The organism is Dellaglioa sp. BT-FLS60 (genome assembly GCF_054941065.1).
Genome location: NZ_JBSOLI010000034.1, coordinates 174,553 through 188,898, shown reverse-complemented (window position 1 = coordinate 188,898; position 14,346 = coordinate 174,553). Strand labels below are relative to the sequence as shown.

The following is a 14,346-nucleotide window of genomic DNA, read 5'->3' as shown; positions in this document are numbered from 1 at the left end:
TTAGAAACTTTTATAGATTTCGCATCAGAATATTTTATACCCTTAAGATTCATACAAAAAAAGGCCTAATCACTAAGTGATTAGAACCTTCATAATATCATTCACCAACAACAGTTGACGAAGAACCTTTTTTGCTTCATCAACACTATTTGACATAGAGCCTAAATTTATTGGTTATCATCCGGTCTCATAGTTGGAAATAATAAGACATCTCTGATAGATTGGGCATCTGTCATTAACATAACTAACCTATCTATCCCAATTCCTAAACCACCTGTTGGTGGCATACCATATTCGAGAGCTTCGATGAAATCTTCATCAATTCCTTCTGCCTCATCATTACCATCTTCACGTTCCTCAACCTGAGCTTCAAATCTCTCTCTTTGATCAATTGGATCATTTAACTCAGTAAATGCATTAGCATATTCTGTACCCAAAATATACATTTCAAACCGATCTGTAAATCTAGGATCATCTGCATTTTTCTTAGCCAAAGGTGAAATTTCTAAAGGATGGCCGTATATAAAGGTTGGATCAACAATTGTATTCTCAACAAATTTTTCGAAAAATTCATTAATAATATGTCCAACTTTCCAATATGATTCATACTTAACATGGTGTTCATCTGCCAATTTTTGCGCTTCTTCAATTGACATTTCTTTCCAAAAATCTACTCCAGTTACAGATTTAATTGCATCTACCATATGTACTCTGGCAAATTTCTTATTAAAATCTACTTTTTTGCCATCATATTCAATAATACCGTCATCTGAAACCACATCAGCAACTGCCTTGAAAATACCTTCAGTTTCGTCCATTACATCATGGAAATCATAGTATGCGACATATGTTTCAAGCATTGTAAATTCTGGATTATGTTTAGTATCAATTCCCTCATTACGGAACACTCGTCCAATTTCGTATACTTTTTCCATACCACCCACAATTAATCGCTTTAAATGTAATTCAAGCGCAATTCGTAGATATAATTCAATATCTAATGCGTTGTGATGTGTTTTAAATGGTTTAGCAGACGCGCCACCGGCTTGATTATGCAATACTGGCGTTTCAACTTCAGCATAGCCATTGCCATCTAAATAACGTCTCACAGCCGAAATAATTTGACTCCGTTTCATAAAACGATCAAAACTTTCACGATTTGTGATTAAATCAAGATATCTTTGTCTGTAGATTTGTTCCACATTTTGTAAACCATGAAATTTATCTGGAAGTGGACGCAATGCTTTTGACAAAAAAGTAACTTCTGTTGGGCGAATTGTTAACTCACCCATATCCGTTTTCATTACATCACCAGTTATTCCAACAAAATCGCCAATATCTGAACGTTTGAAAACATGGTATGTTTCTTCACCTACAATATCTTTACGAACGTATAGTTGTAAACGACCATCTTTATCTTGAATATCAGCAAAACTAACTTTACCTTTGCCACGTTTAGACATTAGTCTACCCGCAATAGTTGCTTGAATATCCATACCATCAAGTTCTTCTTTAGTAAATTCATCGTACTTGTCATGCAGTGCTTTAGTCATATCCTTACGTTCAAAACGGTGGCCAAATGGATCCACCCCTGCTTCACGAAGTTCTACAACTTTTTCGCGACGTACTTTTAATTGATCATTCATGCTTTGTTCTTGCTTTGCCATATTATATCCCTCACTTAATTACAGATTTCACTTACTATCATGCCAATTAACCCATGAAAATGCAACCATTTCTAGGCTTCTTTTTGCATTAATTTAAATTCACGTTCTTTTGTATCTTCTAAAAATTTATCAAATATTGTAATCATTGAAGCTTCTGAGTTTGCTTCATTCAACGCTGCCTTTGCTCTTGCTGAACGTGAAATCCCCTTTAGGTAGTATGCAGCTTGGCTTCTAAACTCTTTAGGCCCAATCACTTCACCCTTAATTTGACAGAGTGCATGCAAATGTTCTTTAGCAACTAATATTTTTTCAGCTGCTGATGGTTCAGCAATAAGTTCACCTGTTTCAAGGTAAGTCGTCGTTTGCTTAATCATCCAAGGATTTCCTAGCGCAGCACGGCCAATCATAACCGCATCAGCCCCAACTTCGTCCAACATTTTTTTAGCATCTTGTGGCGTTTTAATATCCCCATTACCCATAAAAGGAATTGTTTTTAAATTACTTTTTACTTCATGTAAAATATTCCAATCTGCTTTACCATTGTACATTTGGAAACGTGTTCTACCGTGCATTGCAAGGGCAGCAGCACCACCTTGTTCAGCAGCCAATGCGTTTTCAACTGCTAAAATGTGATCTTCATCCCAACCTGTTCTCATTTTAACGGTTACTGGAATCGATAGTTCATTCGTAACCGCATTAACCATCTCATAGACTTTATCTGGATCTAGTAACCAACGCGCACCTGCATCTGTTTTCGTCACTTTAGGTACGGGACATCCCATATTAATATCAACGATATCAGCTGAGGTATGTTCTTCAACAAACTTAGCGGCAGCAACCAACGTTTCTTTATCACCACCAAAAATTTGGACACTAACTGGATGTTCTCTTGGGTCAACAAACAGCATACTCAATGTTTTTTTATTTCTAAATTGGATTCCTTTATCAGAAATCATTTCACAAACCACTAATCCAGCACCAAAATCTTTACAAATCATTCTGAATGCCGCATTTGTTACACCTGCCATAGGCGCAACAACGACTTGATTAGGGATCAATATGTCACCAATTTTCCATTCCATTCTATTCACCTCATCATTTTTTACACTTACTATTGTTTAGTATCATATCACAAATCATGTTTTGATATGAATAAATTTTATTCAGCTGAGCTATCTAATAACTGCATTAATTCGCTTTCAGAGTAATGGTACTTGTTCCCACAAAAACGACAAACTGCTTCTGCACCATGATCTAATTCAATCATCTCAGTAATATCACTTTTAGGTAAAGTAGCTAATGATCCGTAAAATTTATCTTTTGAACAATCACATTCAAATGCAACTGACATTTTGTCCAAGATATTCACATTTTCTTCACCAAACATGAGATAAATAATTTCTTCTGGTGTTTTACCATCTCTAAGTAACTCAGAAACCATTGGCATTTCTGCTAATTTTTTTTCTAATGCATCTAGAACTTCATCAGTGGCACCTGGCATAACTTGAATCATAAATCCACCTGCTACTTCAATTGTATTATCTGTATTCACAAAAACTGATAACCCAACTGAAGAAGGAATTTGTTCTGATTTTGCTAAATAGTAGGTAAAATCCTCACCTAGTTCACCTGAAACTAATGGCACTTGACCCGTAAATGGTTCTTTCATTCCCATGTCTTTAGTGACAGCCATTGAACCTTGAGTACCAACAGCACCTTTAACATCAATTTTATGTTTTTCATTTAATGGTAAATGAATATGTGGTTCACCCAAATAACCTTTGACTGTCCCATTAGCATTTCCATCAATCACAATTGCACCAACAGGTCCGTTCCCATTAATTTTAACTGTCATTTTTTCATCACCTGATAACGTTGACGTACTCAACAACAATGTCCCTACCAAACTACGCCCGAGTGCAGCTGATGCCGCACTCCATGTATCATGTCTTCTTTGTGCCTCAGCAACCGTATTTGTTGCCGTAACTGCGTATACTCTCAATTGACCCTCAAAGGCCAAACTTTTTACAAGATAATCTTCCATTATTTCTCCTTAATAATTCATTTTAGACCAGCAAGAACTCCGACAGATAAGTCCATCGGAGTTCTTGAGTGACGATTATTTGTCGTCTTTATTTACTTTTGGATGGAAAACAACTGTTTTAGTCAAACCGACTTTATTTGTTTCTTCAGCCATTTTTTTTGCATCATTTCGTTCTAATTCTTTTTTTGTTGCTTCAAAAGAACCATCTTTTTCACTTGGAAATTCATTTGCATTGTCTTTTTCTGGCATTTTACCATCTTCAAACAAGCTCAAGATTTCTTTTTCATCAAGTGTTTCAAATTCTAATAATTTATCAGCAATTAATTTATGTTGTTCTCTATGATCTTCAATGATTTTTTTAGCAAGCGCCATACCTTCTTCAGATAGACGACGAACTTCAGCATCAATGATGTCAGCTGTGTTACTTGAATATGCCGCATTTGGTTGACCTGAGCCACCTGCAAACATTTGGCTATCACCCTCTAGTTGAACAGGTCCAAGTTTTTCACTCATACCATATTCAGTAACCATTGAGCGAGCCATTTGCGTTGCTTGTTGGAAATCGTTTGATGCCCCTGAAGATTGTTCATTGTAGATAATTTCTTCAGCAGCACGTCCACCCATTAACCCAGCAATTTGTTCGTTCATATCTTTTTTAGATAATAACATTTGGTCTTCTTTGGGTAGCATAATGGCATAACCGCCAGCACGACCTCGAGGTACGATTGTTACTTTATGAACAACTCTAGCTTCATTTAAAACTAAACCAACAATTGTATGTCCAGCTTCATGGAAAGCAACTGTTCGACGTTCTTTTTCATTAATAACACGATCACGTTTTGCTGGTCCCGCAATAACACGGTCTTCAGCTTCATCCATATCACTTGCATCTATTTTTGATTTATTACGACGAGCAGCCAATAATGCAGCTTCATTTAAAAGATTTTCCAAGTCAGCACCCACGAAACCTGGTGTTTGTTTTGCAATCATTTTTAAATCAACATCAGCTGCTAATGGTTTGTTTTTCGCATGAACGTTTAATATGGCTTCACGGCCCTTAACATCTGGACGACCAACTAAGACCTTACGATCAAATCGACCCGGACGTAAAAGTGCTGGATCAAGCACATCAGAACGGTTAGTAGCTGCAATCACAATCACACCTTCTGTACCCGTAAATCCATCCATTTCAACAAGCAATTGATTCAATGTTTGTTCACGTTCATCATTACCGCCACCAGTACCTGAACCACGACGACGTCCAACAGCATCAATTTCATCAATAAAGATGATTGAAGGTGCTGTTTTCTTAGCATTTTCAAACAAATCACGTACACGACTTGCACCAACACCGACGAACATTTCAACGAAATCAGAACCTGAAATTGAGTAGAATGGAACTTCAGCTTCACCAGCGACAGCTTTTGCAAGCAATGTTTTACCAGTACCTGGAGGTCCCTCAAGAAGAACACCTGATGGAATTCGTGCACCCAGATTGGCAAACTTGCGTGGTGCTTTTAAGAATTCAACAACTTCAACAAGTTCTTGTTTTTCTTCTTCCGCACCGGCAACGTCAGCAAAACGGACTTTATTATCTTTTTTGTCAGAAGGTTTTGTCTTTGATTTACCAAAGTTCATCACCTTACCACCACCGCCACCTTGTCCTGCTTGTCCCATCATAAGATAGAAAAAGCCGACTACTAACACAAGTGGAATAACAGTAATGGCCAATTGCACCCAAATGCTGTTTGATTGCTCTTCTTTTGTATCCATTTTTGTCTTTGTTGCTTCAGATGATTTCAAAATTTGAGCCATATTTGAATCATTTTGAAGCACTGTTGACGTAAAGTTCTTAACTTTTGTTGTTTTCTTTGAGGCCGGAATTAATGAGAACCCAGTATTTTTGCTCTTTTCTGTTTGAGCTTTTGTATAGGTACCCGTTATTTTGTAGACACCACCTGATGGTTGAATATCAAATGATTTTACTTTGTTTGATTGTAAGTTTGAGACAAATTCACTTGATTGAATTTCTTGTGACTTCGTTTCATTGCTACCATCGAAAAAGAAGTACATTACACCCATTATTCCAAGCATAATAACTATGTAAAATAAACTATTTTTAAAAAGTCCATTTTTAGGATTGTTTTTCATATCTACTCTCCTGCCCGTTTTTCTTTATTTTTAATTCAATTATCGCTTGAATAGGATACACTATATCACAATTGACATTCTTTGACCATTATTTTAATCCAAATAAATCTCAGGTTTTAAGATACCTATATATGGCAAGTTTCGATATTTTTCAGCATAATCTAATCCATACCCCACTACAAATTCATTTGGCACTTCAAATCCTGCGTAGTCAACATTAACGTCTACTTTGCGTCCTTCAGGTTTATCTAACAATGAACACACTTTAACGGAATTCACATTTCTACCCTTAAATAAATCAACTAAGTACGCTAATGTTTGACCTGTATCCACAATATCTTCAACAATAATCACGTCTCTACCTTTAACATCAATATCTAAATCCTTAATAATTTTGACATTTCCGGTTGAAACAACACCATCTCCGTAACTTGAAACATTCATAAAATCAACTTCTGCATAATCCGAAACATTTTTCGCAATGTCAGCCATAAAAAGATAAGCACCTTTTAAAATACAAACAAGCAATGGATTTTTGCCTCGATAGTCAGCTGTGATTTGCTGTCCTAATTGTCGAGTTACATCTTTAATTTCTTGTTCACTGTAAAGAACTTTTTTAATATCTGCATCCATGCACTTTAGCCTCTTTCCTGCCTCTGGTTTTTTAAAACGATTATGTCTTGTATTTTATCAGTTTCAACGGTATCTGACAATTGAGATTTCTTATAATTTATCAACCAAACAATCTGTTTGGCATTGGTTTCTAAGACCCATGCCTTATTTCGGTCATCCCTACCTATCTTTTGATCGATAAATATTTTTTTAATTTTTTGTTTACCGCCATTTTCAATCGTTATATAATCCCCGGGTAATCGATGTCGGAGACTAAGCCCCTTACCTGAAATCGAATGATTAACCAAAATATAATCTATTATATCGGTATCTTCTAAATTAATTTTCCCTTGTTCAAATACGCCAATTTTTTCATTTTCATTTAAATTAATCCATGCATTCATGCGTAACGTCATTTTATCAGAATTTATTTCAACCGGTTTTTCTTTTTGAACAAACGCCATATACTCATATTTTTTACTAAATAATTGATTATTACCTAAATCAATCTCACTTTGTGGCTTTTTACGATTCATTAACAACTGATCAATTTGACGTATTTGCTCAGTTTTTAAAAAACCTCCCTGCTCTTCCGCCATTTTTTTCAATACCGGTTTCCGCCATTTTATTGGTAACGCTTGCCATTTTGCAATTAAAAAGCCAGATTCATTTTTAATTAATGCCATTTTGTCACCAATAGCTTCATCCGCTAAATCTAGGAGGTTCGACAGCTGATCTACATAACTCTGCGCATGTTCAAGTGCCTGATTATTATTTTCGAGCATTCTTGGTATAATTTCTTTTCTAACACGATTTCTAAAAAAATCTGTTGATTGATTTGTTTCATCTTCAAAAAACGTTACCTTTTGTTTTTGCGCATAATCACGAATTTCTTGTTTTGAAAATACCAATAATGGTCTAACCAACTGACCAGGTCCAAATGATCGCATTCGATCAATGCCTGTCAATTGTTCTATATCGCCACCACGAATGCTTTTCATAACTAAGGTTTCAATTTGATCATTGGCATGATGAGCCGTCATTAATAGCCCATAATTTTCTGAAAGCATTGTCTGTTCAAAAAAAAGATAACGCATTTCACGGGCTGCGTTTTCAATTCCTTTCAGCCCATGCTCAGCTACTGGCCACACTTTTTGATATAATTTCAGCTTATTTTCATGACAATACTTTTCAATAAACTCAGTTTCAACTTGGCTTTGCTCCCTAAGCTGATGATCAACGTATGCCACACCTATTTCAGGCCGAATGTCTCTTGGTAATTGCTGTAATAAATCAAGCAAAACCATCGAATCAACACCTGTTGAGGCCGCAACTAGAACTTTTTTGGGCCCGCCAATCAACCGGTATTGAGCCTCAAACTTTGTATTCAGCACAACTTTTCTCCTTTTTAAATTAAAAAAGAGCGGTTTAAAATTTTCATTTCAACCACTCTTCTTTAAAATTTGTTATTAATTGCGTCGGCCACCACGACCACCACGTTTACCTTCAGTACTTCTCTTTAATGAAACTAAGCGATCTTCACTATCCTTTAAAAAACCAGATAATAATGAATCGAAGTCATCTTTTTGAGGTTCAACTTTTTTTGTCTGATAACGATTCTTTCCACCATTTGAGGGGCGTGAACCAGTCGATGCACGAGAATCCTTATTAAACGTTTTTTGTGGACGAGATTTTGTTTCCGCTACTTGTGGTTTATCAACTGCTTTACGGATTGATAAACTAATTTTGCCATCATCACCGATGGCTAAAACCTTAACTGTGACTTCATCCCCAACGGTCAAGACATCATGAATATCCTTGATGAATCCATCAGAAACTTCACTGATATGTACTAATCCCGTTTTTCTGTCACCCAAATCAATAAATGCACCAAAATTTGTAATTCCTGAAACTTTACCTGAGACTTTCTCTCCGACTTCAATAGACATAAAAAAGTTGCTCCTCCTTAGATATATATACTAAATTAGTATACCACGCTATATACCACGATACCATGCTCAATTAGTTTATTAAATTAGTTTTATCGCTAGGAAAACTGTAGACAGTTTCACCTTTTTTAGAAAAATAATATTTTTCGCGAATTAATTTTAGTAAATAGTCATTGTCATTTAATTGTTTAACCTTAAATTTAAGCTCTTTTTGATGTGCTTTAGCTTTTTTTAATTTTATTTGTTTAGCTGTTGTTTCTTGTTGATAGTGCCCAATTTTGACTTTCGTTGAAATCAACTGAACACTAAAAAAAATAATGATAAGACCTAAAATAACGGTCAATCCGATTAAACGTCGACGATGAATATGTGTCAATCGTTGATCCTTTTTTCGTTCCGTTTTATTAGCTCTCGTGAAATCATTATCTAAGAATTTAATTTTCGATTTATTATCGGCCATATTTGTCTCCTACCCCAATAAAGGTATCCAATCAAAAATCGATGATTATCGACTTTCTTCAGCATAAACTTCAGAAACAACTTCATATAGATCAATTGATTCTGCTTTTTTTGTTGTTTCTTTTAACGCCATAACTCTTACCGTCAATGTCTTGTTACCGAATTGAATCGTTAATTCATCCCCTACGACAACATCTGTTGATGATTTTGCAATTTTATCATTAATCGCAATGCGACCTTTGTCAGCAATTTCTTTTGCAACTGTACGGCGTTTAATAATCCGTGATACTTTTAAAAATTTGTCTAATCTCATTAGTTAGTCTCCTTATTTTATCTTATAAATTTTTTTAAAATGCTTTTCCCAAACGGAAAACTCAACCATTCTCGAATGGAAAATAATCGCCACTTAATCGCTAAAATACCGAATATACCAACCCCAATAACTCCTGAAGCAAGTACAGTAATCCCACTCAATAATCGGCCACCATTTATCCAGGCCATTAACTGATTACCTACTAAATAAACCACAATTCCCATGATTACACAAACTAATATTAATTTTATCATAAAATTAGGATCAATCAGTAATTGGCGTATCATACTTGGCGACATCAACCACATGGCTATCAATACAGCCAATAAGCTCAGAATCGTTGCAATACTTGCCCCAATTGTTCCCATCAGAGAAACAAAATAAAAATTAATTCCCATTTTAAGTAATAATCCAATAACCAAAGCTACAACCGCTGTTCGATATAAGCTCAGACTTTGTAAGACACTATTGTACGTGCCAATAATTGCGGCCAACAAAATGCTAATCATATAAACAGATAACGTGCCATTTTGTAATTGGTCACCAAACAAAAATTGATTGATTAATGGCATTAGCGCTACTAATCCGATTGTTGCGGCTAGCGATAATGCCACAGTTATGTGGACTAACATTTTGGCATAACGTTGAAAATCTCGTTCTCGATTCTCACGACGCGCTAGTGCCAGTGATGGTAATAACATCGATGAAAAACCGACTGAAATGACCAACCCCAGTTGAACCAATGGCTGAGCCCGGTCATAAATTCCCTTTAACGATTTTGCAGCAGCATTCGAATACCCAAAATGGACCAAACCATTTTTTACTGTAAATGAATCAATTAATTGAAGCAAAACCATCATTGCCGCAAATAGACAGATAACAAGACCTTCAGAAAATAACTTTCTAGCGACAATCATTAGTCTTTGCCTGTTTATTTTAATATGGATTTGTCTAAAATCCACTCTAAAAAAATGAGTGAATGACAAACTCGCTCCAATTGCTCCAATCGAAGCCCCAATCATGGACCATGCGCCCATTGAATACAGCGACGTTTTATTTTTAGCCGCGATATATGCCGCTAAAATAATGATCCCAACGCGCAATAATTGTTCAACAACTTGTGAAACAGCCGTTTTATTCATTTCGAAAATACCTTGGTAATAACCACGTCCAACTGCTAAAATCGGCAAAAATAAGAACATGAACGCCACACTTCGAATCAGAATATCTAATTGACCATCACCCATTGCCGTTGCAATCCAAGCTGCCCCTAATTGTAACCCAGAAAAAATCACCAAGCTAAAGAGACTTAAAACAATGAAAATATCATGGGACAACTCTATTTTATCTTCTTCCAAAGGTTCCTCAGCAATTAACTTACTAATATAAACCGGAAACCCGGTTAAAGCAAAAGTCATCCCTATCCCATAAATCGGATAGACCTGTTGATAAATATAAAAACCAGTATCACCAACTAAGTTTTGTAACGGTACTCGATAAATGGCACTCAAAATTTTGGCAATTAACGAGGCAATTGATAAAATCATCGCCCCTCGCATCAAATGTCTAAGTTGCTTATTTCCCATATCATTTCGATTCCTTTTTTATTAGTTAGCGACGGTCAATTCTCCAACAGACTCACTCAGTGCCTGAACAAAGTTCTGTAATTCAATTAACCAATCCGATTCAGTCATCTTAGGCTGAATCACTAAAACGACACGCATTTGTTTACCTTGAGGTTTCAACGTTGCTTTTAATTTTGTAGCTGACAGCGCCTTAAAGATAGCTTCTGCTCCCAACAATGTGGTGCCTTTTTCTGAAACAAAAACACTTAATTGATCTTTATCTTTTTTAATTTTTTCAACTAGCGCCTTATCAGCAAATAATTTGAGTAGCCCAATTTCCATTAGGTTGTTGACCTCTGTCGGAAATTCGCCGAAACGATCAATTAAATCACCCTGCACTTCTAAATATTGATCATAATTATCAAATTGTCGAATTCGTTTATAGATTTCTATTTTTTGACGTTGATCATCAATATAAGTTGAAGGTAAGTAGGCTTCAATATTAATTTCAATTTCAGAATCAGACTTAGGATCAACTTTTTTACCTTGTTTTTTATTCACAGCTTCTGTCAACATCTGTGTATATAAATCGTACCCAACAGAATCAATGAAGCCATGTTGTTGACGCCCTAATAAGTTTCCTGCTCCACGAATAGATAAATCACGCATAGCAATTTTAAACCCTGAACCCAATTCAGTAAAATCTTTAATGGCTTCCAAACGTTTTTCACTAACCTCAGTTAACACCTTATTAGGCTTGTACATGAAATAAGAGTACGCGATTCGGCTACTTCGTCCAACACGACCACGTAATTGATATAATTGTGCCAATCCCATGTGATCCGCATTTTCGACAAATAACGTATTCGCATTAGAAATATCCACACCCGTCTCAATAATAGTCGTCGTCACCAATACATCATACACACCCTGAATAAAATCATATAAAACATTTTCTAATTGATTTTCAGTCATTTGCCCATGAATATAGGCAACACTCGCTTCCGGCACCATTACTTCAATTTCTGAAACAACTTTTTCGATATCTTCAACCCGGTTATGCAAGTAAAAAACTTGTCCACCGCGTTGCAGCTCACGTTGAATTCCATCTCGAATGGTGCCACCGTTTTGTTCCATCACGTACGTTTGAATAGGGTAACGGTTCAGTGGCGCTGTTTCAATCACTGACAAATCACGCACACCGAGCATCGACATATTCAATGTTCTTGGGATTGGGGTCGCCGTTAACGTTAAAACATCCACTTGTGATTTAAATTGTTTAAGTCGTTCTTTATGTTTCACACCAAATCGTTGTTCTTCATCCACAATTAACAACCCTAAATCAGCAAATTGAACATCTTTCGATAAAATTCGATGTGTTCCAACAACAATATCCAAAGCACCACTAGCCATTTTATCGGTTGTTTCTTTGAGTTGTTTCTTCGTTCTAAATCGAGATAAAATGCCAATTTCAACTGGGAAACCTTCAAAACGGTTAATCATCGTTTCATAATGTTGCTGCGCCAAAACAGTTGTTGGCACTAACAACGCCACTTGTTTATGGTCTTGAATGGCTTTGAACGCCGCACGTAAAGCCACTTCCGTTTTACCAAAGCCAACATCCCCAATTAACAAACGATCCATTGGTTTCTTTTGTTCCATATCATGCTTGATTTCATTGGAACTTCTGATTTGATCTTCCGTTTCAGAATAAGGAAACGCATTTTCAAATTCCATTTGGTAATCATTGTCCTCTGAAAATTGAAAACCAACCTCGGCTTCGCGTTCCGCATATAGTGCAACCAAATCATCAGCAATATCTTCAATTTTAGCAGCAACTTTATTTTTGGTTTTAGTCCATTCAGTGCCACCTAATTTATTAATTCTTGGTGACTTAGATTCAGACGACACATATTTTTGAACCATATTCAATTGGGTAACTGGAATAAATAATTTTGCGTCATCTCGATAAGAAATCGTCATATAATCTTGATGTTTACCATCAACTTCCAGCGTTTCCATACCCATAAACTGGCCTATCCCATGATTCACATGAACCACGTAATCACCAGGCTTTAAATCCTGATAACTTTTCAGCCGTTCAGCATTAGCTAACGTTTGTCGTTTGGGTCGTTTTTTGGCAACTTTATTGAACATTTCGTGCTCGGTCACAACAACCAAGTTCGCTGTTGGCAATTCAAATCCTGCTTGTAAATTACCTTCTACAACTTGAACTTTATTTGCTTGCAGGCTATCTAACGTATTCATAATAGAAGGAATCTCAAAATCATCCAATGTTTGCGAGACTTTATTGAGTCGTTCTTTATCCTGAACCATGACGATAATCGTTTGTTTTTTCTTTAACCAACGATCCATTTCTGTTTTAAGTAATGGCATTTGACTGAAGAATTGTTGCATGGCATGCCCTGGTACATCAATCAATTGGTTGAATTTTAAATGTCCCATCCCTTTTTGAAAATGAGCCATAAATAATTCAGCATGTGTCTCTTTTTTCAATAAGTCGCGTAATTCAAATCCAAAAGTACTCGTGGATAAGACTTGATGCGTTTTCAGCTTATCGGCCATCCAGTTATCTTCGTCTAATTTAAGGGATTTTTCGGCTTCTAATAGTCGTGGATAATCATCCATGACAACTAGTCCATCCTCGCCTAAATAATCTAACAGGCTCGTTTTTCCCTGATAAATGATATCGCCAAATAATAAGTGTTCCGGAGCTAATCGGCCTTTTTCAAAATCACTCATAAGGGGCATAATGTTGGATTCTAAGCGTTCTTGATCATCACTATCTAACCGTTTATATTCAACACCATAAGCCTTTTTTAACGTTTTACTAGCTTGTAATAACATCTCGTCAGTCGCAATAAAATCAGTTGCCGGGATGACTTGAATCTGATCCACATTTTCTAAACTACGTTGATTAGTCACATCAAAATAACGTAGTGAATCGATTTCCGTATCAAATAAATCCAATCGAATTGGATTTTCAACCGTTAAAGGATAAATATCTAAAATAGAGCCTCGCACAGCGAAATCACCAGGACGTTCAACTAGTTTTTGACGCTGATAGCCCATCGTAAAAAGTTGTGTTTCAGTTGCTTTTAAATCAATATCTTTTCCAACGGCTAAGTCTAACGTTGCTTGTTTCCACGTTGAAACAGGTGCTAAAAAGCGTCTTAATCCTGAGATTGACGTCACAACCAGCTTAGGTGTCTCCTCTAATAAAGCTTGGAGTGTTTGAACGCGTTCACCTTTAAATTCAGGTGAACTTGTTGCCAACTCTGCAGCCAATAATTCTTCAACTGGAAACGTTAGGACCTGGTCTTCAGCGATAAAATTAGTTAAATCTTCATTCAATTGTGTCGCATGAAATAAATTATCTGTCACAACCAGCATAGATCTTTTTTTATTTTTAAAAATAGTCGCTAACATCAACGTTTTAGCTGAACCTGTTAGACCAGTTAACAATTGTCTCGTATTCGGTTCAATAGCCGCTAACCAGTTATCCACACCAGGGACAGCTTGCATCATTGTTTCTAAATTCATTATTCTACCTTTTACCCTTTTC

General features: G+C 36.1%; 11 protein-coding genes. All 11 read right to left on the bottom strand.

The window, feature by feature from the left end; genetic code table 11:
• Positions 1-167: 167 nt before the first annotated feature.
• Positions 168-1,667 carry a lysine--tRNA ligase gene (gene lysS, locus ACVQ8P_RS06460; protein WP_462298369.1) on the bottom strand — a complete coding sequence of 500 codons (1,500 nt, stop codon included), beginning with the start codon at positions 1,665-1,667 and terminating at the stop codon, positions 168-170.
• 71 nt (positions 1,668-1,738) lie between these two features.
• A complete protein-coding gene (gene dusB, locus ACVQ8P_RS06455; protein ID WP_462298367.1) occupies positions 1,739-2,749 on the bottom strand; it encodes a tRNA dihydrouridine synthase DusB in 1,011 nt (336 codons plus the stop codon).
• Between the two features lie 77 nt (positions 2,750-2,826).
• On the bottom strand, positions 2,827-3,711 hold the full coding sequence (gene hslO / locus ACVQ8P_RS06450; RefSeq protein ID WP_462298365.1) for an Hsp33 family molecular chaperone HslO: 885 nt from the start codon (positions 3,709-3,711) through the stop codon (positions 2,827-2,829).
• A 75-nt stretch (positions 3,712-3,786) separates the two neighbouring features.
• Positions 3,787-5,862, bottom strand: coding sequence for an ATP-dependent zinc metalloprotease FtsH (gene ftsH, locus ACVQ8P_RS06445; protein WP_462298364.1), 2,076 nt, complete (start codon positions 5,860-5,862; stop codon positions 3,787-3,789).
• A 93-nt stretch (positions 5,863-5,955) separates the two neighbouring features.
• On the bottom strand, positions 5,956-6,495 hold the full coding sequence (gene hpt / locus ACVQ8P_RS06440) for a hypoxanthine phosphoribosyltransferase (RefSeq protein ID WP_462298362.1): 540 nt from the start codon (positions 6,493-6,495) through the stop codon (positions 5,956-5,958).
• 5 nt (positions 6,496-6,500) lie between these two features.
• Positions 6,501-7,868: a tRNA lysidine(34) synthetase TilS gene (gene tilS, locus ACVQ8P_RS06435; RefSeq protein ID WP_462298360.1), complete on the bottom strand. Its 1,368-nt coding sequence runs from the start codon at positions 7,866-7,868 to the stop codon at positions 6,501-6,503.
• A 75-nt stretch (positions 7,869-7,943) separates the two neighbouring features.
• Positions 7,944-8,423 (bottom strand): S1 domain-containing RNA-binding protein, encoded by a 480-nt coding sequence (locus ACVQ8P_RS06430; RefSeq protein ID WP_462298358.1) that lies wholly within the window; start codon positions 8,421-8,423, stop codon positions 7,944-7,946.
• Between the two features lie 73 nt (positions 8,424-8,496).
• Positions 8,497-8,883, bottom strand: a complete 387-nt coding sequence (locus tag ACVQ8P_RS06425) for an FtsB family cell division protein (protein ID WP_462298356.1) — start codon at positions 8,881-8,883, stop codon at positions 8,497-8,499.
• 45 nt (positions 8,884-8,928) lie between these two features.
• Entirely contained in the window at positions 8,929-9,195 is a 267-nt protein-coding gene (locus tag ACVQ8P_RS06420; protein ID WP_462298354.1) for an RNA-binding S4 domain-containing protein, read from the bottom strand.
• 17 nt (positions 9,196-9,212) lie between these two features.
• Complete coding sequence (locus ACVQ8P_RS06415) at positions 9,213-10,781, bottom strand: putative polysaccharide biosynthesis protein (protein ID WP_462298353.1); 1,569 nt, start codon at positions 10,779-10,781, stop codon at positions 9,213-9,215.
• A gap of 21 nt (positions 10,782-10,802) precedes the next feature.
• Positions 10,803-14,324: a transcription-repair coupling factor gene (gene mfd, locus ACVQ8P_RS06410; RefSeq protein ID WP_462298352.1), complete on the bottom strand. Its 3,522-nt coding sequence runs from the start codon at positions 14,322-14,324 to the stop codon at positions 10,803-10,805.
• Between the last annotated feature and the right edge of the window lie 22 nt (positions 14,325-14,346).